This window comes from Burkholderia glumae LMG 2196 = ATCC 33617, assembly GCF_000960995.1.
GTDB lineage: Bacteria > Pseudomonadota > Gammaproteobacteria > Burkholderiales > Burkholderiaceae > Burkholderia > Burkholderia glumae.
Genome location: NZ_CP009435.1, coordinates 3341470 through 3366123, shown reverse-complemented (window position 1 = coordinate 3366123; position 24654 = coordinate 3341470). Strand labels below are relative to the sequence as shown.

General features: G+C 66.2%; 17 protein-coding genes and 7 pseudogenes. 12 read left to right on the top strand and 12 right to left on the bottom strand.

Annotated features, from left to right (window positions below):
- Positions 1-355: 355 nt before the first annotated feature.
- The 4 genes from KS03_RS27675 to KS03_RS27660 are packed head-to-tail and all read right to left on the bottom strand — an operon-like array spanning position 356 to position 4950.
- Entirely contained in the window at positions 356-1336 is a 981-nt protein-coding gene (locus KS03_RS27675; RefSeq protein WP_017423099.1) for an ABC transporter permease, read from the bottom strand.
- Positions 1329-2381, bottom strand: coding sequence for an ABC transporter permease (locus KS03_RS27670; protein ID WP_015876228.1), 1053 nt, complete (start codon positions 2379-2381; stop codon positions 1329-1331). Before KS03_RS27670 ends, KS03_RS27675 begins: the two co-directional genes overlap by 8 nt.
- Positions 2378-3943, bottom strand: coding sequence for a sugar ABC transporter ATP-binding protein (locus KS03_RS27665; protein ID WP_015876227.1), 1566 nt, complete (start codon positions 3941-3943; stop codon positions 2378-2380). The genes KS03_RS27670 and KS03_RS27665 overlap by 4 nt, the downstream gene beginning before the upstream one ends.
- On the bottom strand, positions 3940-4950 hold the full coding sequence (locus tag KS03_RS27660) for a sugar ABC transporter substrate-binding protein (protein ID WP_015876226.1): 1011 nt from the start codon (positions 4948-4950) through the stop codon (positions 3940-3942). The genes KS03_RS27665 and KS03_RS27660 overlap by 4 nt, the downstream gene beginning before the upstream one ends.
- Before the next feature lie 801 nt (positions 4951-5751).
- On the opposite strand from KS03_RS27660, the gene KS03_RS27655 reads away from it, so the two are divergent.
- The 5 genes and pseudogenes from KS03_RS27655 to KS03_RS30625 form a co-directional block, all read left to right on the top strand.
- A complete protein-coding gene (locus tag KS03_RS27655) occupies positions 5752-7437 on the top strand; it encodes a methyl-accepting chemotaxis protein (RefSeq protein ID WP_015876225.1) in 1686 nt (561 codons plus the stop codon).
- Between the two features lie 217 nt (positions 7438-7654).
- Positions 7655-8167, top strand: coding sequence for a chemotaxis protein CheW (locus tag KS03_RS27650; protein ID WP_015876224.1), 513 nt, complete (start codon positions 7655-7657; stop codon positions 8165-8167).
- 333 nt (positions 8168-8500) lie between these two features.
- Positions 8501-8841: pseudogene (locus KS03_RS31855) on the top strand (transposase); the annotation flags it as partial.
- A gap of 318 nt (positions 8842-9159) precedes the next feature.
- Positions 9160-9699, top strand: a pseudogene (locus KS03_RS27645) (helix-turn-helix domain-containing protein); the annotation flags it as partial.
- Positions 9700-9800: 101 nt separating this feature from the next.
- Positions 9801-10101: pseudogene (locus KS03_RS30625) on the top strand (transposase); the annotation flags it as partial.
- A 263-nt stretch (positions 10102-10364) separates the two neighbouring features.
- Here KS03_RS30625 and KS03_RS33010 read toward each other — a convergent pair.
- From KS03_RS33010 to KS03_RS27630, 4 genes and pseudogenes are all read right to left on the bottom strand, one after another.
- The gene (locus KS03_RS33010) at positions 10365-10619 is read right to left on the bottom strand and encodes a hypothetical protein (protein ID WP_035984287.1); all 255 of its coding nucleotides are present in this window, start codon (positions 10617-10619) and stop codon (positions 10365-10367) included.
- Positions 10600-10827, bottom strand: a pseudogene (locus KS03_RS30620) (tlde1 domain-containing protein); the annotation flags it as partial. The pseudogene KS03_RS30620 and the gene KS03_RS33010, both read right to left, overlap by 20 nt.
- A gap of 211 nt (positions 10828-11038) precedes the next feature.
- Positions 11039-12066, bottom strand: a pseudogene (locus tag KS03_RS27635) (IS481 family transposase).
- Positions 12067-12323: 257 nt separating this feature from the next.
- On the bottom strand, positions 12324-13214 hold the full coding sequence (locus KS03_RS27630) for an NAD(P)-dependent oxidoreductase (protein ID WP_015876220.1): 891 nt from the start codon (positions 13212-13214) through the stop codon (positions 12324-12326).
- Positions 13215-13462: 248 nt separating this feature from the next.
- Between KS03_RS27630 and mgrA the strand changes: the two genes are divergently transcribed.
- The gene (gene mgrA / locus KS03_RS27625) at positions 13463-14503 is read left to right on the top strand and encodes an L-glyceraldehyde 3-phosphate reductase (RefSeq protein ID WP_042968320.1); all 1041 of its coding nucleotides are present in this window, start codon (positions 13463-13465) and stop codon (positions 14501-14503) included.
- Positions 14504-14563: 60 nt separating this feature from the next.
- On the opposite strand, the gene KS03_RS27620 is transcribed toward mgrA, so the two are convergent.
- Positions 14564-15142 (bottom strand): class I SAM-dependent methyltransferase, encoded by a 579-nt coding sequence (locus tag KS03_RS27620; protein WP_015876218.1) that lies wholly within the window; start codon positions 15140-15142, stop codon positions 14564-14566.
- Between the two features lie 346 nt (positions 15143-15488).
- Here KS03_RS27620 and KS03_RS27615 point away from each other — a divergent pair, with 346 nt between their 5' ends.
- From KS03_RS27615 to KS03_RS27605, 3 genes are all read left to right on the top strand, one after another.
- Positions 15489-16385 (top strand): MurR/RpiR family transcriptional regulator, encoded by an 897-nt coding sequence (locus KS03_RS27615; RefSeq protein WP_035984120.1) that lies wholly within the window; start codon positions 15489-15491, stop codon positions 16383-16385.
- Positions 16386-16621: 236 nt separating this feature from the next.
- Positions 16622-19792 (top strand): type VI secretion system Vgr family protein, encoded by a 3171-nt coding sequence (locus KS03_RS27610; protein ID WP_015876216.1) that lies wholly within the window; start codon positions 16622-16624, stop codon positions 19790-19792.
- A 58-nt stretch (positions 19793-19850) separates the two neighbouring features.
- Complete coding sequence (locus KS03_RS27605) at positions 19851-20267, top strand: hypothetical protein (protein WP_015876215.1); 417 nt, start codon at positions 19851-19853, stop codon at positions 20265-20267.
- 1 nt (position 20268) lies between these two features.
- Here KS03_RS27605 and KS03_RS30615 read toward each other — a convergent pair.
- A pseudogene (locus KS03_RS30615) lies at positions 20269-20543 on the bottom strand (transposase); the annotation flags it as partial.
- Positions 20544-20710: 167 nt separating this feature from the next.
- Here KS03_RS30615 and KS03_RS33455 point away from each other — a divergent pair.
- The 3 genes from KS03_RS33455 to KS03_RS27595 all read left to right on the top strand — a co-directional run bounded on the left by KS03_RS33455 (position 20711) and on the right by KS03_RS27595 (position 21840).
- Positions 20711-20866, top strand: a complete 156-nt coding sequence (locus KS03_RS33455) for a colicin E3/pyocin S6 family cytotoxin (protein WP_197964226.1) — start codon at positions 20711-20713, stop codon at positions 20864-20866.
- Between the two features lie 45 nt (positions 20867-20911).
- Positions 20912-21166, top strand: coding sequence for a DUF7683 domain-containing protein (locus KS03_RS27600; RefSeq protein ID WP_035984535.1), 255 nt, complete (start codon positions 20912-20914; stop codon positions 21164-21166).
- A 203-nt stretch (positions 21167-21369) separates the two neighbouring features.
- Complete coding sequence (locus tag KS03_RS27595) at positions 21370-21840, top strand: GNAT family N-acetyltransferase (RefSeq protein WP_015876214.1); 471 nt, start codon at positions 21370-21372, stop codon at positions 21838-21840.
- Positions 21841-22079: 239 nt separating this feature from the next.
- Here KS03_RS27595 and KS03_RS27590 read toward each other — a convergent pair whose 3' ends face one another.
- Both KS03_RS27590 and KS03_RS27585 read right to left on the bottom strand, forming a co-directional pair.
- Positions 22080-23339, bottom strand: coding sequence for an MFS transporter (locus KS03_RS27590; protein WP_045678924.1), 1260 nt, complete (start codon positions 23337-23339; stop codon positions 22080-22082).
- A gap of 161 nt (positions 23340-23500) precedes the next feature.
- Positions 23501-24552 (bottom strand): annotated as a pseudogene (locus tag KS03_RS27585) (ABC transporter substrate-binding protein).
- Between the last annotated feature and the right edge of the window lie 102 nt (positions 24553-24654).

Genomic DNA, 24654 nt, shown 5'->3' with positions numbered 1-24654 from the left:
CATGACAGGCGGCCAGTGCTTTGCCGCCGCCGCGATGACGGGTGACGGTTGCGCGTCCGGCATACCGCGAAGCCCTGCCGCACGATCGCGACTGCGCCGGATGGGGGCTACCGCCATCTCGGCCGCCGAGCCGCGCCTCGCGCGGGATTCGACGTGTCACGGCTCGCGCGCTCGGCACGCGAGGCGGCGTGCTGCCGGATTGTTCCGAAGTACGAAGGAAAGCGGCGGGTGGGCCGGTGGCGATCCCCGGCTTGGTGGTTAACCCGAACCGGAGCGCGTCACGCAGACCGGCTTCGTCGCGGCCGCTTGCGCCGCCCGGGCCTTTTTGCCGGCCAGGGCGGGCCGGGCGCGCGGTTCAGGCCGTCGCGCCGCGCCGCCCGGCGAAGCTGAGCGCGAGCACCATCAGGATCAGTGCGCCGGTGGCCACCTGCTGCCAGTAGAAATTCCAGCCGATCAGCAGCAGGCCGTTGGCGACCAGGCTCAGCAACAACACGCCGAGCAGGGTGCCCGGCACGCTCGGTCGCCGCGCCGGCGACAGCGTGGTGCCGATGAAGGTGGCGCCGATCGCGTTGAGCAGGTAGCCGTTGCCGGACAGCGGCACGTAGGCCTTGACGGTCGAGGACAGCAGCAGCCCCACCACGCCATAGACCAGTGCGCTGGCCACGAAGCCGGCCGTCACGATGGCCGCCACCGGCAGGCCCGAGTGGCGCGCCACGCCGGGCTGCACGCCGAACGCGACGGCGGCGCGGCCGAAGCTGGACCAGGCCAGCGCGGCATGCACGGCCAGCCCCAGCACCGCCACGATCAGCAGCGGCACCGGCACGCCGCCCAGCCTGCCGTGCGCGAGCGCGCCGAACAGCGGCGGCAGCGCCAGGTTCAGCAGGTAGACGGGCTGGCCGCCGTCGGTGGCCAGCTGCTGGACGGTCTGCCCGATGAACAGCGTGCCGAGCGTGGCGAGGAACGGCGCGATGCCGATCCGCGCGATCAGCAGGCTGTTGAACAGGCCGACCGCGGCGGCCGCGGCCAGGCCGCCCGCGAGCGCGAGCGGCAGGCTCACGTGATGGGCGCACAGCAGCACGAAGGCGAGGCTGGCCAGATCGATCGCGCTGCCCAGCGAGAGATCGACGGCGCCCAGCGACAGGGCGAGCGTCATGCCGAGCGCGGCGATCGCGAGCAGCGCGAAGTTGTTGAGCAGCACGTCGGCCAGATTGCCGGGCCGTGCGAAGCCGGGCGCGAACACGGCGAACAACAGGATCACGGCCAGCAGCGCACCGACCAGGGCGAAGCGCCGCGGCGAGCCGAGGCGCGCGACGGCTGACGGGCGGGCTTCAGTCATGGGCGCGGCTCCCGGCATGGCGGCGGCGCACGAGCGCGGTGGCCGCGACCACGAACAGGATCAACAGGCCTTCCACGCCGTTGACCCAGTAGCTCGACACGTTGTCGAGCTGGAAGCCGTTGCCGATCACGCCGATGAACAGCACCGCCAGCAGCGTGCCGGGAATGGTCGGCACCAGGCGGCGCGAGAACACCACGCCGAGCAGGGCGGCGGCCACCACGGTCAGCAGGTTGTCGCCGGCGCCGGGCGAGCTGCCGCTCAGCAGGGCGAGGTTGGCGAGGGCGGCGAGCGCCGCCGCCAGCCCGCTCAGCACGTAGCTGGCCGCGATCGCGCGGTTCACGCGCAGGCCGGCCGCGCGGGCCGCCTCGGGGTGCGCGCCCACCGCGTGCAGGCGCAGCCCGAAAGGCGTGCGATGAAGCAGCACGGTGAACACGGCGGCCGCCGCCAGCAGGGCGAGCGCGAGGGTGGGCACGCCGGCCACGGCGTCGCCGAGCAGGGCGGTGAGCAGCGGCGAGCTGGCCGGCACCGAGGTGTTCTGGGTGAGCACCAGCTCGAAGCCGGCGCACAGGTTCATGGTGGTCAGCGTGGCGAGCAGCGGGTAGATGCGCAGCACGATCACGGCGAAGGCATTGAGTGCGCCGATCGCCGCGCCGGCCGCCAGCACCAGCGCGAGCGCCAGGCCGGGCGAGAGGCCGGCGCGCAGCGCGACGGCGTACACCGCGGCGCAGAAACCGAGGTTGGCGGCCACCGACAGGTCGAGGCCGCCGCGGATCGGGTCGGCACCGCCGCCGATCAGCACCGCCGTCAGGCCGAAGCCGAGCAGGCCCACTACCGCGGATTGCTGGACCACGTTGGCGAGATTGGCGAGCGTGAGGAATAGCGGCGAACTGAGCGCGAACCCCGCCAGCACGGCCGCGAAGGCAAGCGCCGCGCCGCTGCGCAGCCACCATTGCGGGCCGGGCAGCGGCAGGCGCCGGGCTGGGCGCGGCGAGGCGGGCGAGCTCTCACGGGCCGCAGCGGGCCGGGCGTCGAGCACCTTGCTCATGCGGCAGCCTCCGCCGGTGTCTGACCGCGCGCGAAGGCGTCGCTGCCGCGCGCGCCGGTGGCCCAGGCGAGCAGTTCGTGGCGATCGGTGTCGCGCGTGACCAGCTCGCGCACCAGGCGGCCGCGTGCCATCACCAGCACGCGGTCGGTGATGCCGAGCAGTTCGATCAGGTCGCTCGAGAACAGCAGCACGCTGGCACCCTCGCGGGCGAGCCGCGCGAGCAGCCGGTAGATTTCGTGCTTCGCGCCGATATCGACGCCGATGGTCGGCTCGTCGAGCAGGTAGACATGCGAGTCGCGGCTCAGCCACTTGGCGAGCGCGACTTTCTGCTGGTTGCCGCCCGACAGCTGGCGCACCGGCGCATCGCTGCCGGGCGTGCGAATCGCGAGCGCGTCGATCAGGCCCGCCACGATGCCGGTTTCCCGGGCGCGGGCCACCAGGCCGAAGCGGCTCACGCGCGCGAGGCTGGCCAGCGAGATGTTCTCGCGCACCGACAGCGCGGGCGCCACGCCGTGGGCGCGGCGATCCTCGGGCACGAACGCGATGCCCTGGCGCACCGCGTCGCGCGGCGAGCGCAGGCGCAGCGCGCGGCCGTCCAGGGCGAGGCTGCCGCTCACGCCGCGTTCGAGGCCGAACAGGCTGCGCACCAGCGGCTTGCCGCCCGAGCCGAGCAGGCCCGTCACCCCGACGATTTCCCCGCGCCCCACCGAGAACGAGACGTCGGCGAAGCGGCCCGGCGCCGATAGCGCGCGCACGCTCAGCCGCGCGGGACCCGTCGTGCGCGCCCCGGCCGATGCGGCCGGGGCGGCCGACGGCGCGTGCTCGCCGATCATCGCGGCGACCATGGCCTCGACCGACGTTGCGCGCGCATCGAAGTGAGCGACGTCGGTGCCGTCGCGCAGCACCGTCACGCCGTCGCAGACCTGGGCGATCTCGTTCAGGTAGTGCGAGACGTAGAGAATGGTCTGGCCGCGCTCGCGCAACTGCTCGATGGTGCGCAGCAAGCGGCTCACCTCGCGGCTCACCAGGGCGGCGGTGGGCTCGTCGAAGACGAGGATGGCCGGCTGCTCCACCAGCACGCGCGTGATCTGTACCAGCTGCTGCTCGGCCAGGCTCAGTTCGCCGATCAGGCGATCGGGCGGCAGCGTCACGCCGAAATGCGCCTCGAGCGCCTCGAGCGCCGCGCGCCGCATCCGGCGCCGGTCGAGCAGGCGCAGCGCGCCGGCCGCGCGCGGCCCGAGTGCCGGCTCGCGGCCCAGCGACAGCGCCTCGGCCACCGTCAGCGTGGGCGCCAGCAGGCGTTCCTGGTGGATGAAGCCGATTCCCGCGGCGGCGCCTTGCTGCGCGAGCCCGTCGACCTCGATGCGTCCGGCATCGGGCTCATGGATGCCGGCCAGGATCTTGATCAGGGTGGACTTGCCGGCGCCGTTCTGGCCGATCAGCCCGTGCACGGTGCCGCGCGGCACCGTCAGCGAGGCGCCGCGCAGGGCCGGCACGCCGTCGAAGCGCTTGACGATGCCGCGCAGCGCCAGCGCGGGCGGGGTGCTGGCCGGCCCCGTCATTTCGATGCGGCCGCAACGGGCCGGGTCTGGCCGAGCGCCTGCTGCAGCGATCCGGCATTGTCCTTGGTCACCAGCAGCGAGGGCACGTAGGTGTAGGGCGGCAGCGTGCGGTCGCCGGCCAGATAGCGCGCCACGTTGTCGGCCGCGGTCTTGCCGATCAGCGCCGGCTGCTGCGCCACCACCGCGCCGGCGCTCGACTTCGGATCCTTGACGAGCGCCACCACGTCGGGGCTGCCGTCCACCGCGTAGGTGCGGATCTCGCTGCGATGCGCGGCGTCCACCGCCTGCGTGGCGCCTACCTGCGGCACGTCCCAGGCCGACCAGATCGCCGAGATCTGCCCCTTCGGGTACTTGGTCAGCAGCTGGCTGACCTGCGCATAGGCGTTCTGCACGGTGTTCGGGATCACGTCGCGCAGCTCGGGCTCGATGATGTGGACCTTCGGGTAATACTTCAGCACGGCCTTCAACTGGTCGTAGCGGATCGCGCAGACCGGCACGCCGTAGAAGCCGTTGAACACCAGGATGTTGCCCTCGCCGTGGATGTCGTTGACGAGCTTCAGCGCCAGCTGCTCGCCGATGAAGAAGTTGTCCGAGGTGGTGTCGTTGAGGCTGGCGGGCGACGCCGTGTCGATCGTGAACAGCGGAATTCCGGCCTGGCGGATCTTCTGCAGCCAGGGCTCGAGCACCGAGGCCGTGCCGAGCTGCTCGATGATCGCATCGGGCTTCTGCGCGATCAGCGTCTGGATCTGGGCGATCTGGCGATTGTCGTTGCGGCCCGCGTCGAGCGCGATCGGCGTGCCGCCGAGGCGCTTGATCTCGTCGATGGCACCCTGGTAGGCCTTCAGATCCCAGTAATGATCGGTGCCGGCGGCCGTGATGCCGATCCGCTTGCCCTTCAGCGAGGGCACCGGCGTGCCGTCGGGCGCGGCCTGGGCCTGGGCCTGGGCAGGCGCTGCCTGCAGGGCGAGCGGCACGGCCAGCGCCGCGGCCGCGGCAACGGACGACAAGCGGGCAGCGAACGCGCCATGCAGGCGGCGCGTGGAGCGAAGGGGGCGGAGGCGGGAGCGAGGCTTCATCGAGGCACGAGTAGGGTCGAAAAACTGCGGAGCCGGCGGCGATCGCGCAGGATCGACAACAATCTACTCGGCGGCCCCGCCGCGTGTAACCATCGATTTGCGCTTTGATTATCAGAGCCGGCTCGAAGTGCTTTGTCGCTTTTCCGCACGTTGCATCTGAGGCGCAGTGGATTGCCCCGGTGATGCGATGCAATGGCGTCGTCACGCCAGCGCAGGATGAGGAAATGAAGACGGCATCGCTTCGTCGTTGACGGCAATTTCCGGCGGCCATCATCGGCCATGCCGGGCGCTGGCGTTGCCGCTTTCGGCGTGGCCCGGGCGACAGCGCGGAACTGCGGTGCGAGATGCCGCCGACATGGCGGCGGCCCTGTGCGGCGAACCCTGTCTGCCGTGGCGCGCCGTCGACGAGCGCGGTGCCGAATTCCCGAACTCGCCAACCTCAAGCTCCGTGCGACGCCCTCGTGATGCCGGTGCGAACGGCAACGTGACAAGGCCACAGCACTGATCGACGTGGCTAGGCAAGCCAATAATTTCAATTGTCTTGAAAAAATTACATGGACAACAATTTTTGTAAATTTTTTGGTGTTTTGCTCTTCAAACTGACGAGGACCTGTCGTTAACCCGGAGGTTGACGTCAGTCTCTGGATCGACGACGAGCTGTTCGTCAGCCACGACGCTTACCTTTTACGAAAACTCGCGGCGCTACCTCGTACGTAACACTTCGCATGCCTTATGAAAAATCTGAAAATTGGTACTCGTCTCGCACTTTGCTTCGGTGCCTTGATGGTTCTCGTGGTCATCACCGCACTGATGGGAATTGGAAGAATTTCAGCGCTCAGCGCGACCACCACGCAGATCACCGAGAATATTTACGTCAAGGCGGCGGCAACGTCTAAGCTCGGCTACGCCGTGCTGGATATGAGTCGTCTTGCCAGAAACATGATTCTCTCCAATGACGCCGAGAGTCTGCGAGGTTTCAAGCGAGATTACGATGCGCGCAAGGCGGAGGTTTCCCAACTGATGGCCACCTTGGACGCAAATATCCACACGGGAGCCGACCGGACATTGTTCGATGCCGTACAAGCCGCCAGTGAGCAGTTTTTCCCGTTCATGGACGATGTGGTTGCCTTGGGTATGCAGAACCAGGACAGTGAAGCCGCCAAGCTGCTATTCGGACCGCGATATGCGACGCAGGGCGTTTACCTGAAAACGCTGAAGGCGCTCACGCAATTCCAGGAGGCGCGGATGCACGAAGGTGGGCAGTTCGCCATGGCGGTGCGTGCGCAGTCCATCATATTGATGGTGGTGCTCTCGCTGCTGGCTGTTGCTATCGGTTTCGGTCTTGCATGGTACGTCACCCGCAGTGTGACCCGGCCGATCTCGGAATCAGTCGAGGTGGCGAAGCGGGTGGCCGCTAATGATCTGAGTCAGGCGATTGTGGTGGACCGCCGCGACGAAGCCGGGCAACTGCTCGAGGCACTGCGCATCATGCAGCACAGTCTTGCCGCAACCGTCGTCTCGGTGCGGACCAACGCCGAGAGCGTCGCCACGGCAAGCGCGCAGATTGCACAAGGCAATACCGATCTGAGTCGACGCACCGAAGAGCAGGCTGCCTCGCTGGAGGAAACCGCCGCGAGCATGGAAGAATTGACCGCGACGGTCAAGCAGAACACCGAGAATGCCCAGCAAGGCAATCAGTTGGCCAATCGTGCCTCGGAAATTGCAGCAAGGGGTGACGCGGTCGTCGATCGTGTCGTGGGAACCATGGCGCAGATATCGACGAGTTCCACCCAAATCTCCGGCATCATCACCGTCATCGAGAGCATTGCATTCCAGACCAATATCCTTGCGCTCAATGCAGCCGTCGAAGCCGCCAGAGCCGGGGAACAAGGTCGTGGATTCGCCGTTGTCGCCGCAGAAGTGCGCACCTTGGCCCAACGCAGTGCATCGGCTGCCAAGGAGATCAAGGATCTGATCACGGGCTCGTCGGCTCATGTGGAAAGCGGGTCGCTGCTGGTGAGCGAGGCGGGAACGACGATGAAAGAGATCATGCAGGCGGTGCGCCGCGTCAAGGATCTGATGGAAGAGATCTCGGCGGCCTCGCTTGAGCAACGCACCGGTATCGAGCAGGTCAACCAAGCCGTCTCGCAGATGGATGAAGTCACGCAACAGAACGCCGCGTTGGTTGAGGAGGCGTCAGCGGCAGCGCAATCGATGGCGGTACAGTCGACCGAATTGCGTCGTTCCATGGGGATGTTCGTACTCGCGACGGAAGCAACGGGGATGGCGAACCTCGCGCCGGTCGAGGCCGATGCCTTGCGGCCAGCCCACCGCACGGATGCCGTACCGAGCCGAAGCGGTCGACCGATGCTGGCCAAGCGAACCGAACCGAGTGACGTCAGTTGGCAGACGTTCTGAAACTGGCTTCGGCCATGTAATCGACGCGCCCGACATGCGGCTCGCTTAGCTGGCGCCGCCACTCGGGGCGACCTGGCGCGCAAGGTGCTCGACGATGCGAGGGCGGGCGCGTACTTGCCGCGTGGCCGGCAAAGTCCTGCGCCTGCGTGGGGTGTCGACGCGCGTGGCTGATCGTAGCCGATCAAGCACCGACCATTGTATCGATAGGAGAAAATGCATGAATGCCGTGCGGGAGATTTCACGAGAGGGCGACGCCCACGGAGAGAATTCGGAGCGGGACGCTCAGGAGTTCGTGACGCTGCGACTTGGCGCCGAAGAATATGGAATCGACATTCTGTGTGTGCAGGAAATCCGGTCATACGAAGCACCCACGCGCATTGCCAACGCCCCGGCCCATATCACTGGCGTGGTCAACCTGCGCGGCGTGATCGTTCCGATCATGGACTTGCGCATCAAGTTCGCGCTCGAATCGGTCGAATACAACGAATCAACGGTGGTGATCGTCCTCAACGTGGGCTCGCGTACCGTGGGAATCGTCGTGGACGCAGTCGGTGACGTGCTCAAACTGAAGCCGGCCGATCGCCGGCCGGCGCCCGCATTGGGCGCGTCCATCGATACCGGATTCATCACTGATCTCGGTTCGGTCAAAGGGGAGGACGGCGAGCGCATGCTGATTCTGCTCGACATCGAACGACTGATCACCGTATCGGATGTCGGGCCGTTCGCCTGACCGACGGGGGCGGCGAAATGGGAGATCGCCGCGTGCAACATGTTTCCGGGCGGCACGACGCCTGCCGGTGAAGCGTCGATGCCGATCGTGCATCTGTGTCCGGGGCGCCCGCCGGCCCTCGATACTGCTCGTTGGAATGCGGTGAGACATTCAATCCATGGTCACGGCAGGCGTGAGCCGTTGGCCGCGTTTTTTCCGCATCCGCCGATCCCATGCGGAGTCCGGCGATCAGCAGCCCATTCGCTACGTTGCTCAGGCCGCGTGGTGATGAAAGCAGCGCCGTCTTCGGCCTGCATAGTTTGTGAAGGCGCGGAGTTGTGAGAGAACAGAACGATGAAGAAGAAGGTACGCAAGTTTGCCCCGGAGGTCCGGGAGCGCGCAGTGCGGTTGGTACGCGAGCAGCGTACCGAGCATCCGTCGACGTGGGCGGCGGTGGAATCGATTGCACCGATGATAGGCTGCGCACCCCGGACCCTGCTGCATTGGATTAGGCGCGAAGCGGCCGGTCGTGTGAAACGAGAGGGAGTGGGCGCGACCGAGCGCGAACGCATCGAGGCCCTCGAGCGTGAGGTCGAGAGGCTGCGTCGTACCAATGAAGTCCTCAAGCTGGCAAGCGCGTTATTTGTTCAGGCGGAACTCGGGCGACGAGTCAAGCCATGAAATGCTTCCTCGATTGTGCGTGGGCGTTTGAAGCTGCTCCTGCGATTGGGGAAAGCGGTGACCTCGCTGATTAGGACAGTTTTGTCCGAGATTGTTAAGTGGAGCGTCCGAGGCGATCACGCTGACGATGGGATCGCTGGCAGCGTAGCGAAGTGTGCCTCGTTCGGCGTGCGATCCTCCAGGCTCGTATGAGGTGTAGAGGTACAGACTTGATCTGACAGTCAGGCCTTGCCAAGAGGCGGGATTACCCGTTTTGATAGAGGTGCGAATCTTAATCAAAACAGCGCGCAAGCGCCAAGGAGTCCCCCGCGAGTAGTCTCAACCAAAATGTCATCCGTCACAAGATCGGTCTGCTGAATCTGGCCACCGAGCTGGGCAACGTGTCAAAAGCCTGCAAGGTGATGGGGCTGTCGCGCGATACGCTCTACCGTTATCAGAACGCCGTGGCCGAGGGCGGCGTCGATGCCCTGTTCGACAGCAATCGGCGCAAACCGAATCCCAAGCATCGCGTCGAAGAGTCAACGGAAATCGCCGTTCTGGCCTATGCCATGGAGCAGCCGGCCCACGGACAGGTTCGGGTCAGCAACGAATTGCGCCGGCGCGGCATTTTCGTGTCTGCATCCGGCGTTCGTTCGATCTGGCTGCGTCACGAGTTGTCGTCCTTCAAGCTGAGGCTCGTGGCGCTGGAGAAGCAGGTCGCTGAAAAAGGCATCGTGCTGAGCGAGGACCAGGTGGCCGCGCTGGAAAGAAAGCAGGACGACGATGTCGCCCATGGCGAAATCGAAACCGCTCATCCCGGCTATCTGGGCTCGCAGGACACGTTCTACGTGGGCACGATCAAGGGCGTAGGCCGGATCTACCAGCAGACTTTTAGAGGCCAGTTCAAATTCCCCTGAGGGGCTGTTTACTTTCTCGGCGATTTGTTGACCTTGAGCATCGCAACGACGGGAGTGCAAGGATGGAAGCGCCGATACCGCTTCAAAAGCCGAGGATCGTCTACGCCGATCGCGGCTACGACTCCAGACGATACCGTCGCGCACTGCGCGAACGTGGCATCAGGCATCAGGCCCGTGATCGCAAAGCGCCGCACCGAGCGCGGTAGCGGACTCGGCACGTGTCGTTGGGTCGTCGAACGCACTCACTCTTGGCGCCACAATTTCCGTCGTCTACGCATTCGCTTCGATCGTAGCGCTGACATTCACGAAGCGTTCCTGAAACTTGGCTGCTCGCTCGTCCGTTGGAACGTCTTCAGGCGGCCTGGGCAGGATTTTTGAACTGGCCTCTTACAAAAAAGTTCTACATTTTGCTGCGCAATGCCGTTGAAGACCAACGGTGTTGCGCGGGACGCCGGCTAATCGGTCCCCTAGCAGGTTGCTGAAATACCTCTGGAGCGGGGCAAGCAAAAAATTGCCGACGGCATAGAAAGCCCTACACGCCGCTCGTTTGACTTGGGCAAGGGGTGGACCACAGCTGGAAAGGGCTCCCGGGCACCCCGCAAAACGGTATTTCAGCAACCTGCTAGCGGGTGGTACGCAGGCTAACTCCGGAAGTACCGCCATAGCTTCATGATCGCCACATAGGCAAGCGTTCCTACGATCAGTTCAATCGTCACCCACACCACGAAAATCAAATTTTCGGGGTCCCGGATGCCGAGCCAATCCGAAGCACGCCACCAAGGGGCTAGCTGGCTCTCCGTCATCGGGAAGGGATACGGGCGAACGTAACGAACCGAAAGAAAAAGCAGAAACAGAAGCAGGGAGACCTTCAACACCCTACGGGCAAGTATTGCCATACGTGATGACCTCAATTGTTCCATAGGAGCGAAGCCCCGCCCTGCGTGCGGGGATTGTGACTGTGTGCAGCAATGCGTTGCGGATTCTCATGAAGTCGGTGAGACTGGGCAGAGTAATGCAACCGAGTGAAATACCTGCACCACCTGCCGGATGTAGTCGGAAATGCCCGCGCTCGACGCCGTCCACCCAAGTTGTGTCATCTGTAGAAGTCGCGACCTGATCTGTGAACCGCACCGGGAATCGTGGAGGCCGGTTGGTTTAAGTTAATGCAGGCACTTCAGCAGCATTTCTGAGTTGCCTGTAGTAGTTTGCCTCAGCTTCGGCAGGTGGGATATAGCCGAGCGGTTCCATCAGCCGATGATGGTTGTAGAAGTCGCGACCTGATCTGACAGTTACCCGTTCCGACGGTGCGTGACTGTCAGATCAGATTCAGGTGGCTCACTTTCTCCTTCCACACCTCCTTGCCCGCGATGAGCGTCTGCACAGGCGTGCGACCGCAGCACATCTTACCCTGATGGGTTCGCTCGCCGTTGTAGCACGCCAGCCAAGTATCGAGATCGGCCTGTAGTTCCTCCAGCGACAGATACAGTTTGCGGCGGAACGCAACCTGATAAAACTCCTGCAAAATGGTTTTGTGGAACCGCTCGCAGATGCCATTGGTCTGCGGATGTCGCTCCTTGGTTTTGGTGTGCTCGATGTCGTTCAGCGCCAGGTACAGTTGATAATCGTGCGATTCCGGCTTGCCGCAATACTCCACGCCTCGAGCGGTCAGCATGCGGATCATACCCATGCCCTGCTCCTCGAAGAACGGCAGCACCCGGTCATTGAGCAGATCAGCGGCCGTGATCGGCGTCTTGGTGGTGTACAGTTTGGCCAGTCGACAAAGGTCTGCTGGTAGATCCGGCCTACGCCCTTGATCGTGCCTACGTAGAAGGTGTCCTGCGAGCCCAGATAGCCGGGATGAGCAGTTTCGATTTCGCCATGGGCTACATCGTCGTCCTGCTTTCTTTCCAGCGCGGCCACCTGATCGTCGCTCAGCACGATGCCTTTTTCAGCGACCTGCTTCTCCAGCGCCACGAGCCTCAGCTTGAAGGACGACAATTCGTGACGCAGTCAGATCGAACGAACGCCGGATGCAGACACGAAAATACCGCGCCGGCGTAATTCGTTGCTGACCCGAACCTGCCCGTGGGCGGGCTGCTCGATGGCATAGGCCAGCACGGCGATTTCCGTCGCTTCATCGACTCGATTCTTGGGATTCGGCTTGCGCCGATTGCTGTCGAACAGGGCATCGACGCCGCCCTCGGCCACGGCGTTCTGATAGCGGTAGAACGTATCGCGCGACAGCCCCATCACCTTGCAGGCCTTCGACACGTTGCCAAGCTCGGTGGCCAGATTCAGCAGACCGATCTTGTGGCGGATGACATTTTGGTTGAGACTACTCACGGGGCTACTCCTTGGCGCTTGCGCGCTGTTTTGATGAAGATTCGCACCTCTATCAAAACGGGTAACCCCGCCTCTTGGCAAGGCCTTACTGTCAGATCAAGTCTGAAGTTCTACACATTACAGCTCGCCGAGGAAGTAAACCGCCCCTCTCGGGTGTTTTTGAACCGGCCTCTTATCGAAAACCGCTGGTAGCCCGCCGAGGCTTGGCGCTCGCTTTCGGTTGCGCGTGCGAGTGAGCGGCGCCGGGCCGGCTGGGTTCAGAGCGAATGGCCGTTGGCGCGTGCGATGTAGTCGGGCAGATGCGGCACGTAATCCTCGGCGCCGGTGGCGCCGGCCGCGAGCGCCGTGGCGTAGGCGTTCTTGACGCTGCTGGCCAGATGGGTCGCGCAGCCGGCATGGTTGCCCATCGCCTCCACGTAGCGCAGGTCCTTGTGCGCATTGCCCAGCGTGAACTGGTGCGCGTCGCGCTTGCCTTCGAGCGTATAGCCCATGAAGGTCTGGTAGAAGCCGCAGTCCATCCGGCTGCCGCGCAGCACCGCGTCCACCTGCCCGGCCGTGAGCCCCGACTTGCGCGCGATGGTGAGCGCTTCCGCGTAGAGCGCACCGTAGCCGAGCGCGACGAAGTTGTTGATCAGCTTCATGCGGTGCCCGTCGCCCACGCCGCCGACGTGAACCACCTTGGCCGTCCACGGCGCGAACACGGGCGCAAGCCGCGCGAACACGGCCGGCGTGGCGCCGACGATGGCCTGCAGCTGGCCCGCCTCGGCCTGCGCCGGGGTGCCGCCGAGCGGCGCGTCGCAATAGTCCACGCCGCGCTCGGCCAGCATCGCGGCCACGCGTTCGGTGACGGCCGGATCCGAAGTCGAGCAGTCGACCACGGCGGCGCCCTCGCGCAGGTGGTCCTTCATCTCGCCGATCACGGATTCGACGGCCGGCGCGTCGGTCAGGCACAGGAACACGATCGACGAGGCCGCCGCGAGCGCGGCGAGCGAGCCGGCCTCCTGGGCGCCGCGGCCGACCAGATCGTCGACGGGCGCGCGCCGGCGGTGGGCGACGACGGTGAGCGGATGGCCGGCGCCGAGCAGGTGTTTGGCGATGCCGTGCCCCATCAGTCCGACACCGACGAATCCGATTGCAGCCTTTTCCATGAGTGTTCTCCCAGGTAATGTCGAGCGATGCGGTGAGCGCGGCATGCGTGCCGGGCGCCCCGCGAGGCACGGCGGCCCAGCAGCTTAGCAAGTGCGGCACTCCGCATCTATGCCGAAAATAGATGGATTCGATCTGCAGAATCCATTTCCGGAATGCCGCGCCATGCCTCTACACTCGTCGTCTTGCACGCGATGCGACGCCGCGGATTCGCCCGGCGTCGCGCATCGGACCAGGAGGAAAAGACATGATGCAGTATCAGGCGGACCCGAATCGTTACCACGACGCCATGCCGTATCGCCGCGTCGGCCGCAGCGGCATGGTGCTGCCGGCCATCTCGCTTGGCCTCTGGCAGAACTTCGGCGGCGTCGACGTGTTCGAGACCGGCCGCGCGATCCTGCGCCGCGCGTTCGACCGCGGCGTGACGCATTTCGATCTCGCCAACAATTACGGGCCGCCCGCCGGCTCGGCCGAGGAAAACTTCGCGCGCTGGCTCGCGGCCGACTTCAAGCCCTATCGCGACGAACTGGTGATCTCGACCAAGGCCGGCTGGGCGATGTGGCCCGGCCCCTACGGCGGCCCGACCGGCACCCGCAAGCACCTGATCGCGAGCTGCGAGCAGAGCCTGCGCCGCATGAAGCTCGACTACGTCGACGTGTTCTATTCGCACCGCGTCGATCCCGACACGCCGCTCGACGAGACCATGGGCGCGCTCGCGCAACTGCACCGGCAGGGCAAGGCGCTGTACGTCGGCATCTCGTCGTATTCGCCCGAACTCACGCGCCAGGCGGCCGCGATCCTCGCGGCCGAGGGCGTGCCGCTCTTCATCCACCAGCCGAACTACTCGATGCTGAACCGCAGCATCGAGCACGGGTTGCTGCAGACGCTCGACGAGCTCGGCGTGGGCTGCATCGGCTTTTCGCCGCTCGCGCAGGGCCTGCTGACCGCGAAGTACCTGCAGGGGGTGCCGGCCGACGCACGCGTGAGCCGCAGCGGATCGATGAACGCCGGCATGCTGAGCGCCGACAATCTCGAGCGGATTCGCGCGCTGAACGCGATCGCCGAGCGGCGCGGCCAGACGCTCGCGCAGATGGCGATCGCCTGGACGCTGCGCGATGCGCGCGTGTCGTCCACGCTGATCGGCGCACGCACCGTGGCGCAACTCGACGATTCGCTCGACGCGGTCAAGCAGCTCGCGTTCAGCACCGAGGAACTGGCCGAGATCGACCGCCACGCGCAGGACGGCAACGTCGATATCTGGCGCGTGTCGTCGGAGATCGGCGCGCAGTAGGGCGGGCCCGGCCGGCCGCGGCTTGTTTCGTGGACGAAGCGAAGCCGCGGCCTGCGCGGCCTACTTGCGCGAGATCCGATACACGGCCGCGGGCGGCAGATTGCGGAACACGCGGCCCACGCAGACGGCCTTTAGCCCCAGCGCCTGCAGCGTGGCGCGCGGGATCGGGCAGCGCAAGCCGTAGGTGAACTGATAAAGCGCGCCGCCGTCCTTCAGGTAATGGAACGCACCGCCCACGATCGCGCCCACCTTGTCGTTCGGCATCGACAGCAGCGGCAGGCCACTCACCACCGCGCCCACCGAGCGCGGCAGTGCCACGCCCAGCGGTAGCAGGTTCGCCGCGTCGCCCACCACGATCCTCGCGTCGGGAAAGCGCCCCGCGAGCAGGGCGGCGAAGCGTTCGCTGCTGTCCACCAGAATCAGGTCGCGCTGCGCGAGCCCGCGCCGCAGCAGCGCCTTGGTGAACACGCCGGTGCCGGCGCCGAGTTCGAGCACGGGGCCATCGCGGCGGGAGATGTCGCGTGTCATCAGGCGGCCGAGCGGCTCGCCCGACGGGGCGATCGCGGCGACGCTGAGCGGATTTTCGAACCAGGATCTCAGGAAGAACAGCAGATCGGACGATGCGCTTCGGATTCGCATGGGTCATGTACCTTATTACAGGGAACCAGACTCACGCGGCGCGGGGCCGCGTGTCGAACTGAAGAGTTGGCACTGGGCAACGCAGCCTAGTGTGCATCGATTGGGGTTCGGTTGAAATGACGGACATAGATCGTTGCAATTTTTTCGCGCCGGCCGCGGCCTCGTGCCACGGTCGGTTGCCGGTGCCCGCCGGCCGCCGCCGGGCCGATGCGGCGCAGCGGGCGCGCCGGTGGGTTCGCCGACGGCCGGCACCGCGTCCGTCCGCACCCGGCATCGCGCGCGGCGGTGGGGGGCGCCGGCCCTGTTGCTAGAATGGCGCCACATGACAAACCGCCCGGCCCCCCGCATGCCATCTTCCCGACCCGCCGCCGCCGGCAATCCGCCGGACTCCGGGCGCCAGACGCCCGAGGCTTTGCTGGCGGACATCTCGGCGCAGTTCGACTCGCTGAGCAAGCAGCTCAAGCTGATCGCGCGTCATCTCGAGGCGCATCCCGAGCGCGTGGGCCTGCAAGGCGTGCAGGAGGTGGCCGACGCTTGCGGCGTGCAGCCCTCGGCGGTGGTGCGCTTCGCGAAGCACTTCGGATTCTCCGGCTTCTCCGGCATGCAGCGCGTGTTCCGCGACGCGATGGTGCGCCAGGTCGCGCCCGAGCTCAGCTACCAGTCGCGGATTCGCGGCATCATCGAGCAGGGCGAGCCGCGTCGCACCAGCGAGCTGGCCACCGAATTCCTCGGCGACAGCATCGCCGGCATGCAGCGGCTCTGCGCGTCGCTCGACGCGGCCGCGTTCGAGCGCGCCGTGGATCTGCTCGCGGCCACCGACGCGATCTGGCTGGTCGGCATGCGCCGCTCGTATCCGGTCGTGGCTTATCTCGACTACGCGCTGCAGCACACCGGCAAGCGTATTCAGCTGGTGGCCGGCACGGGCGGCATGCAGGCCGGGCAACTGCGTTCGCTGCGTGCCGGCGAGGTGGTGCTGGCCGTGTCGTTCGCGCCGTATGCGCAGGAGACCCAGCAGATCGTCGAGGACGCCCTGCGGCGCGGCGCGGCGCTGATCGCGATCACCGACAGCCGGCTCAATGCGCTGGCGAGCCGCGCCGACGCAGCGCTGCTGCTGCAGGAGTCCGACACCTTCGGCTTTCGCTCGCTGACCAGCACCATGGGACTCGCACAGAGCCTGTTCATCGCGCTCGCCTATCGGCTCGAACTGACCTACGAACTGCTGCCCGACCACGCGAAAAGCTGAATCGGGGCCGATATCACGATTGAGAAAAATCGGCAGGATTTACATATCGCGTGATTCGTCGAGGTATTAATTTCTGATCAGTCGGCCGATTGTCACGGCCGTGATCGGGCGAGCGGAGCCCATAGCCATCGTCACGCCCGCACGGTTCGCGAATCGCCGGCTGGCCGGTTACAATCGCCCGTCGATTCGATCAGACGCTTGCCGAGAGCGCTGGATAAGAAGAAGGGCGAACCACCATGAACGTGCAGGATATCGCGGAGGCGATCCAGGCCGGTGTGATTCAGCAGGACCGGCTCGTGAAGCTCGATACTCCGCTGGGACCGGACCAATTGGTCGTGCAACGCGTCGTCGGCCGTTCGAGGCTGGGGCGCGACTACGGCTTCACGCTCGACGTCGTCTCCAGCCACGACGACTTGCCGCTGAAATCGCTGATCGCGCAGCCCGTCACGCTGTGGCTCCAGCAGGCGGACCAGCGCTACCGGCCGATCCAGGGCCACGTGTTCACCGCGCGCCGGCTCGGCGCCGACGGCGGGCTGACCACCTACCAGCTGACGATCAATGCGTGGCTGCACCTGCTGCACTTCCGGCGCGACCAGAAGATCTGGATCGACAAGAGCGCCGACGCGATCATCACCGACGTGTTCAACGCCCATCCGCAGGCGAACGGCCGTTTCCGTTTCGCGCTCTCTCAGCCACTCGCCAGCCGCTCCTACACGCGCCAGCACGAGACCGACTGGAACTTCGTCCACCGGCTGCTGGAGAGCGAGGGGCTCTACGGTTACTGGGAACAGGGCAGCGACGGCAAATCGCATACGCTGGTCGTGACCGACGCCATCACCTCGCTGCCGGAACTCGCACCGCGCAGCGTGTCGTTCGCGCGGATGGCCACCGGCGCCGAGACCGACGCGCTCACCCAATGGTCCGGCACGCGCACGCTGCAGAGCGTCTCGTTGACCACGCGCACGTTCGACTACAAGAACCCCGCCGTATCCGGCAATCCGAAGGGCACGCTCACGCCGACCATGGACCAGCAGGGCGCACTGCCCGCCCAGCTGGAGGTGTACGACTACACCGGCGCCTACACCTTCGGCGAGCAGTCGCACGGCGACCGGCTCGCGCAAATCCGCATGGAGGAATGGGAGTCGCGCGCCAAGCGCTTTCACGGCGCGGGCGGCGTGCGCGCGCTCGATGCCGGCCGGCGCTTCACGCTGGCCGACCATCCCGTCCACGACGCCGATCCCGCCGCGCAGCGCGAGTTCGCCACGATCGAGGTGGCATGGTGGATCGAGAACAACCTGCCCGTGACCGGCGCGCCGCATTTTCCGCACAGCCTCGAAACCGAGCTGGCCGAGGCGCGTGCCGCCGACGGCGGCGCGGCGGCCGCCATCGCGCATGCCGACGGCTCGGTGGGCTTCTATCGCGTCGAGGTGGAGGCGCAGCGCACCAGCGTGCCGTACCGCAGCCCGTTCGAGCATCGCAAGCCCGAGATGCACCTGGAGACCGCCATCGTGGTCGGGCCGGACGGCGAGGAAGTCTATACCGACGAGCTGAACCGGATTCGCGTGCGGTTCGTCTGGGATCGCGTGAATCCCGGCGACCAGGGTGCCTCGACCTGGGTGCGCGTGGTGCAGGCCGATACCGGCGGCGGCTACGGCGGCGTGCACATGCCGCGGGTGGGCGAGGAAGTGCTGATCGACCACGTGGGCGGCGATTGCGACCGGCCGCTCGCGGTCGCGCGCGTCTACAACGGCGCGGTCAAGCCGCAGTGGCACAGCAACGGCATCCTGTCCGGCCATCGTTCCAAGGAGTACGGCGGCAGCGGCTACAACCAGATGGTGATGGACGACGCCACCGGCCAGAACCGCGTGCAACTGATGAGCAGCAGCGCGAACAGCCTGCTGCATCTGGGCTATCTGATCGAACAGTCAGGTAATGCGCGCGGTGCTTATGTCGGCAGCGGCTTCGACCTGCGCACCGACGACTACGGCGCGCTGCGCGCGAGCCAGGGCCTCTACCTGAGCACCCATCCGAAGACGGCCGCGAGCCAGCCGCTCGACGTCGCTGAAACGCAGCAGCAGCTCGTCAGTGCCGAGAGCCTCGTCGAGGCGATGTCGGGGGCGAGCGTGCAGCATCAGGCCGAGAGCCTGCAGGACGCGCACGACGCGATGCGCGCGCTGACCGATGCGACGCAGCACACCGCGACGGGCGCCGCCGCCTCGGGCGGCAACACCGCGGGCGGCGGCACCGGCAGCGCCAACGTGTTCCAGCAGCCGGTGATGGTGTTCGGCAGCCCGGCCGGCATCGCGCTGTCGTCGAAGCAGTCGATCCACCTGGCCGCCACCCGGCACGTGAACTTCGTCAGCGCGCAGAGCACGCACCTGGCCGCCGGCAAGTCGCTGGTCGCGAGCATCGGCCAGAAGCTGAGCCTGTTCGTGCAGAACGCCGGCATGAAGCTGTTCGCGGCCAAGGGCAAGGTGGAGATCCAGGCGCAGGACGACAACATCGAGCTGAGCGCGCAGAAGACCGTGAAGATGCTGTCCGCCACCGACCAGGTACAACTGGCCGCCGACCAGGGCATTCTGCTGACGAGCGGCGGCGGCTACATCCGCCTGAGCGGCGGCAACATCGAGATCCACACGCCCGGCAAGGTCGACGTGAAGGGTGCCTCGCACGTGTTCGCGGGTCCGGCCAGCATGGGCTACCCGCTGCCTTCCGCGCGCCCCGACCAGCCGGGCCAGCTCGAACTGCTGCACCAGTACGCGAATGGCGAGGCCGTGAAGGGCGGCAAGTTCTCGGTGCTCGACGCCAATGGCGGCGTGCTGCGCCAGGGTGCGCTCGACGCGAGCGGCAAGACCGTGGTGAGCGGGCTGCCGCCCGGCGTGGTGCAGGTGGTGTTCGGCCAGGACCCGCGCTCGCAGGCCGACAAGGCCAGCGCGTTCAAGCTGCCGGTCTGGCCCGCGCCCGAGGACACCGCAAATCGCGGCGCCGAGGCTGGCGCCGCCGCGCAAGCGCAGCTCGGCTCGCTGCTGCCGTCGGCAGCAGCGCTGGCGTCGTCGGCCGGGGCCGTGGCCAAGGCGGCCGGTGGCGCGCCGGCGGGCGGCCTCGGCGGCCTGCCCGGCGCGGCCGGCGCGTTGGGCTCGCTCGCCTCGGGCGCGCTCGGCAAGGCGGGCGGGCTGGGCGGCGTGGCCGGAATGGCCGGCTCGCTGGCCTCGGGCGGCACCGCCGGATTGAGCGGCGCGCTCGCTTCGCAGGGGCTCGGCGCGGCGCAGCAGGCGCTCGGCAGCGCACTGCCGGCCGGCGCGCAGGCGGCGCTGTCCCGGGCCGCCGCGCTGAAGTCCGCCGCGCAGCAGCTCGGCGGCCTCGCGCAAGGCGCGCGCGGCGCCGCCGCCGCCCTGAAAACCGTCTGATGCGCGGCACCGCCTTGTCCGCCGATTTCGATCAACACCCGCTTCGCACGATATCGACATGAATTCGCCGGCCGCCATGCAACCGACGGCGACCGCTGTCTACATCGGACCGCTCGATGGTTTTTACAAAGTCGACATCGACGCGAACTTGCGCGACCTGAGCCAGTGGCTGATCGAGGTCAGCCACGGCGTGATCACGGTCGAGCGGCTCAAGACCGTCGCGGAAAATACGCCGGTGCTGGCGAACATCTTCGCGGCCGTCGACGTGATCAGCGACATCCGCGCGATGATCGATCATGGCGACCGGCCGCTCGACCTGTTCGACTGGCTGAACCTCGGCCTCGATCTGATCGGCGTGATTCCGGTTGATGATCGCTGCGGCGCCGCGTTGGCCGGCCGAGGTTGCAGCGAGGCGTTAGCCAACTGCGCCTTCTCATGCTCGCGAAGCGCCTGCGGAGCCCTCGGCTTGTCCTGATGACCTGGCCGTGCTCACGCAGCCCACGCAGCATCGCCAGATGCAGCCGATGCCATACACCGGCCGCTTGCCAGTCTCACGACGTCGCCAGCACGTCATGCCACTGCCGAAGCCCGGTTCTTGTGGGACGTTTTCCCACGCGACATGGGTTTGCAGCACATACAGGATGCCGTTGAGTGCAGCTCGGTCATCGACCGTGCGTCGTCGCCCGTTCATGGGCGAGGGAGTGAACTACGGAATCAGAGGTGCCAGCGCCACCCACAACTCGTTGCTGATTTTGCGTCTTGCTACGTCGCGTACAAGACGACGTCTATTGCGTGATGTCTAGGTTGTGTTGGCGATTCTTAGCCGCGCCTGGGCTTGGCCGGCGGCAGCTGACCAGGGGCCGCCCATCAATTCGACGTAAATCGGTCGTTCGTCTTTCAACCTGTTTGTGGTAAATCGTGCTGTTATTTAAGCCTCCCGTTCGTGTTAATCATTGTGAGGAAGCGTTGGAGCGCGCAAATCGATGTATCCGTGAGTGGGATTCGCAGCGCGACGAAGTGGAAATGTATGACAAACGGGGCAAGCATGGGTGCTTTCGATCCCAATACGGGTGAGCCCATACCCGGTAAGGAAGCGTGCCCTACAAGGAAAGTTGAACCATGAGCCACGAATCGGTGCGGCGTTATATATCCGTGTTCAACAAGAAAAACGGCAGGCACGTAAAAGACCTTTCGTTCGTCGGTCAGCCGGAGATTCAATTGCTACACGCCATGTTCTCGGTTGGCGCTGACGATCCCATGTACGACGAATATCAAATTGACGAGAAAATATCACGTCAATTGACTCCATTCGTCCGCGAGGAATTTGATTTCAAGAATTTCGAGTGTTTTCTTTCTTGTGATAGTGTGCCGTGAGGGGTTGCACAATAACCAGCAGTCGATACTGCGACGCTCGGGCCGGCCGCTTCGTGAGCAAGAACCCGATCGGGCTCGGGGGCGCGCTCAGGATGGCCTGGCACAAAGATTCAGCCGTTTCATTCGCGTCGACAATCGATAGGCCCGCTATTTGAGGTGGTGGCTAAGCCGAGCGACCACACCGCTTACGATCTCACATCCTGATGAACGGTAATCGAAAAAATGACGTTGCGTTAGTACCCTTCGAAGAAGGCGCGGCAGACATGCAGGAGCTATTCTCGCAATACGAGGCCGCCCTGCGCGCACATATCGATCTGGCGTTCGGCTGGGATGACGAGTTTCAGCGGCGTCGCTTTGCAGAGTCCTACGCCTGCTCCGAGATACGATTGATCGAGGTTGGCGCCGAAACAGCGGGTTACGCGGTCATCAGGGTGCTGGACCACGCCATTCACCTGTCGCTTCTGATACTGAAACCAAGCTTCCAGCGACAAGGGATCGGAAGGGCAATCCTCACCTCGCTGATGGCAGAGGCCGGGCGCACCGGAAAGCAGATCACACTGTCCTGCTTGGTCACGAACTCCGAGGCTCTCGCCTTCTACGACTCGATGAAGTTCCAAGTCGCGTCAACGGAGCCCCACTTCATCAACTATCGCTTTCCGGGGTCTACCCAGTAGCCTGATCCGACACGGCCCGCGCCGTTCGCGCGCACGGGCCGCGTCGTTGGAGGCGCGCCGACGATCATGGCGCACCTTGTCTGCCCGGGCTGGGCGCCGGGTCCGCTGCGCTCCGCAGCGGACCCGGCAAGCCGCCAAACCGCCGGACCGAGCCGGCCTGCAACGCGAGCTGAGCCACGGCGGCGAAACGGACGCCCGCCCGGCAAGGCGTCCGTCCGGCCCGCTTCACCAGCCCAGCCTCACGCGCTCGCCGCCGCCATCGACCGCCCGGACCGCGCCCAGCCGACCAACGCACCGATTCCCAGCACGCTCAAACAAACGATCGGCACGATCATCGGTCCGAACGCGGTGCCGGTCAGCTTGCCCGCGAGCGGCATCAGGTTCTGGCCGAAAAATCCGCCGAGATTGCCGATCGAATTGATCGCGGCCACGCTTGCCGCAGCGCGCGCGCCCGTGAAGTAGCGCGGCGGCATCGACCAGAAGCACGGATAGATCAAGGGAATGCACGCGCCGCCGAGCACCAGCGCGATGAAGCGCAGCGGCGTGGTGGGCAGCACGAGGCTCAGCACGAACCCGGTTGCCGCCAGCAGCGCCACGATCCCGATCGTGCGCAGCAGGCTCTTCGCGCGGCGCAGCTTCGGCGGCAGCCAGATCAGCAGCACCACGGCCAGCGCCCACGGCAGCATGCTCAGCAGGCCGTTGGTGCCGCTCGCCACGCCGAACGACTTGACGAGGGTCGGCAGCCAGTACGTCACGCCGTACAGCGAGGTCGACATCATCATGTAGGTGGCCGCGAACAGGATCACGCGCGGATCGAGCAGGGCCTTCCACGGCTGCGAATGTTCGGCCCGCAGCGGAGCCTCGCGTTCGAGCGCGGCCCCGACGATCGCCTTTTCGTGATCGGACAGGAAGCGCGCTTCGCGGAACGACGTCGGCAGCAGCCGGAACACGAGAATGCCGACGATCACGGCGGGCAGTCCGGTCGCGATGAACACCCACTGCCAGCCCGCCAGCCCGCCGATTCCGCTCAGGCTCAGCAGCCAGCCGCCGACCAGCGAGCCGAGCATGTTCGCGAGCGCGCTGCCGAGCGTGAAGATGCCGAGCACGCGTGCGCGGTAGCTCTGCGGAAACCACAGCGTCATGTAATAAATCGCGCCCGGATAGAAGCCGGCCTCGGCAACGCCGAGCAGGAAGCGCAGCCCGCAGAACACCGGCATCGAGGTCGTGAAGCCCATCGCGACGGTGATCAAGCCCCACGTCAGCATGATCCGCGCGAGCCACACGCGCGCGCCGAAGCGATGCAGCGCAAGCGTGCTCGGCACCTCGAACAGCAGATAGCCGATGAAGAACAGCGACGAGGCAAGCCCGAACGCGGCCTCCGTCATGTTCAGGCTATGCACCATTTGCAGCTTGGCGAAGCCGACGTTCTGACGGTCGATGAACGAGATCAGAAACATCACGACGAGGGTTGGCATCAAACGCCATGCGATCTTCGACATCACGCGCGGCTCGTCGCCGGCTGCGGCGAGGGGGGGAGAGGTAACGGTCACACGAGACTCCTGGTGGATACGAACTGGTACGAATGCGAACGAGCGGCGGCTACCCGCACGCTGGTACTGCAAAGACGAGCGAGGCGCCCGATGCGGCGCCCTTGCACGAGCTAGCGCCCCCGATACGCGGCCAGCTGGGCGGTGAACATGTCCTCCCAGCGGCGCGGCCGGGTCTTGATCGTGCCCACGCCGTGCAGGAAGTCGACGAATGCCATCAGCCGGTCGGGCAGGACCGAGAAGCGCGTTTGCGGCGCGGCGAGCATGGTGGCCACGTCGTCGGGCGTCACGCGCACGCCCGAGGTGGCCACGTAGATCGCGGCGGCCTCGTGCGGCTGCGCGGCGATGAAGCGGTTCGCCTCGTCGAGCGCGCCGATGAACGCGGCGGCGAGCCCGGGCTCGGCGTCCACCACGCGGCGCGGCGCGAACACGACGTCGAGCGTCAGCGGCCCGAGCACCTCCACGGCATCGATCACGCGATGGATGCCGGGCTGGCGCAGCTCGAGCGTCGAGAACGGCGGTGACGCGAAATGCGCGGTGACGCCGCCGTCGCGCCGGATCAGCGCCTCCATCGCCTGCGGATGCGGCAGGTTCACGGTGATCGGGTCGAGCTTCGTGAAGCGGGGCAGCCCGAAGCGCTGCGCGGCGATCATCTGCAGCATCACGGCGGCGAGCGAGGTGTGAATGCCGGGCACGGCGATCCGGTCCGCAGGCGTGAAATCGGCCAGCGTGCGGATCCGCGGCTGGTTCGTGTTCAGCGACAGCGAGGTGGCCGACAGCCCGCTGATGCCGATCACCTCCACGTTCGGAATGCCGCGCGAGCGCGCCCACAGCTCGATGAACCCCGGGCGCCGGCACCGGCGAAGTCGAGCGTGCCGGCCATCATCGCGTCGTTGACGGAATTGCCGCCGTCGAGCAGCACCCATTCGGGTTTCACCTTGCCGAGCCCGCGCCGCGCGGCGTGCGCCTCGAACAGCCGCTGGCGCTCCATCACGAGTAGCGGCAGATACAGCAAGCCGTAGCCCTTCGAGATCCGCACGGTGCGCGGCGACGACAGCCAGGCCGGCAGCCCGAACGCGCGGGCGGCCGGCGGGACGAGGGGCGCGAGCGCCGCGGCGCCGAGGCCGGCGGCGATGAGTGCGCGGCGCCGCGGCGGCGCGCTCATCGCCGGGCTTGCGCCGGGCGGGATGCCGGCGCGAGAACGAATGCCGATGCCAACCCGGGCGCCAATGCGAACCCCGCGCTTGGTCCGCGCAGCGGTGCTCGC

What these genes read in the sequence shown, in the direction of transcription:
- KS03_RS27600 (WP_035984535.1), top strand. Translation starts at nt 20,912, where the DNA reads ATGAGCCACGAATCGGTGCGGCGTTATATATCCGTGTTCAACAAGAAA.
- KS03_RS27675 (WP_017423099.1), bottom strand. Translation starts at nt 1,336, where the DNA reads ATGACTGAAGCCCGCCCGTCAGCCGTCGCGCGCCTCGGCTCGCCGCGG.
- KS03_RS27665 (WP_015876227.1), bottom strand. Translation starts at nt 3,943, where the DNA reads ATGACGGGGCCGGCCAGCACCCCGCCCGCGCTGGCGCTGCGCGGCATC.
- mgrA (WP_042968320.1), top strand. Translation starts at nt 13,463, where the DNA reads ATGCAGTATCAGGCGGACCCGAATCGTTACCACGACGCCATGCCGTAT.
- KS03_RS27605 (WP_015876215.1), top strand. Translation starts at nt 19,851, where the DNA reads ATGAATTCGCCGGCCGCCATGCAACCGACGGCGACCGCTGTCTACATC.
- KS03_RS27650 (WP_015876224.1), top strand. Translation starts at nt 7,655, where the DNA reads ATGAATGCCGTGCGGGAGATTTCACGAGAGGGCGACGCCCACGGAGAG.
- KS03_RS27670 (WP_015876228.1), bottom strand. Translation starts at nt 2,381, where the DNA reads ATGAGCAAGGTGCTCGACGCCCGGCCCGCTGCGGCCCGTGAGAGCTCG.
- KS03_RS27620 (WP_015876218.1), bottom strand. Translation starts at nt 15,142, where the DNA reads ATGCGAATCCGAAGCGCATCGTCCGATCTGCTGTTCTTCCTGAGATCC.
- KS03_RS27655 (WP_015876225.1), top strand. Translation starts at nt 5,752, where the DNA reads ATGAAAAATCTGAAAATTGGTACTCGTCTCGCACTTTGCTTCGGTGCC.
- KS03_RS27595 (WP_015876214.1), top strand. Translation starts at nt 21,370, where the DNA reads ATGAACGGTAATCGAAAAAATGACGTTGCGTTAGTACCCTTCGAAGAA.
- KS03_RS27590 (WP_045678924.1), bottom strand. Translation starts at nt 23,339, where the DNA reads ATGTCGAAGATCGCATGGCGTTTGATGCCAACCCTCGTCGTGATGTTT.
- KS03_RS27615 (WP_035984120.1), top strand. Translation starts at nt 15,489, where the DNA reads ATGCCATCTTCCCGACCCGCCGCCGCCGGCAATCCGCCGGACTCCGGG.
- KS03_RS27610 (WP_015876216.1), top strand. Translation starts at nt 16,622, where the DNA reads ATGAACGTGCAGGATATCGCGGAGGCGATCCAGGCCGGTGTGATTCAG.
- KS03_RS27630 (WP_015876220.1), bottom strand. Translation starts at nt 13,214, where the DNA reads ATGGAAAAGGCTGCAATCGGATTCGTCGGTGTCGGACTGATGGGGCAC.
- KS03_RS33010 (WP_035984287.1), bottom strand. Translation starts at nt 10,619, where the DNA reads ATGGCAATACTTGCCCGTAGGGTGTTGAAGGTCTCCCTGCTTCTGTTT.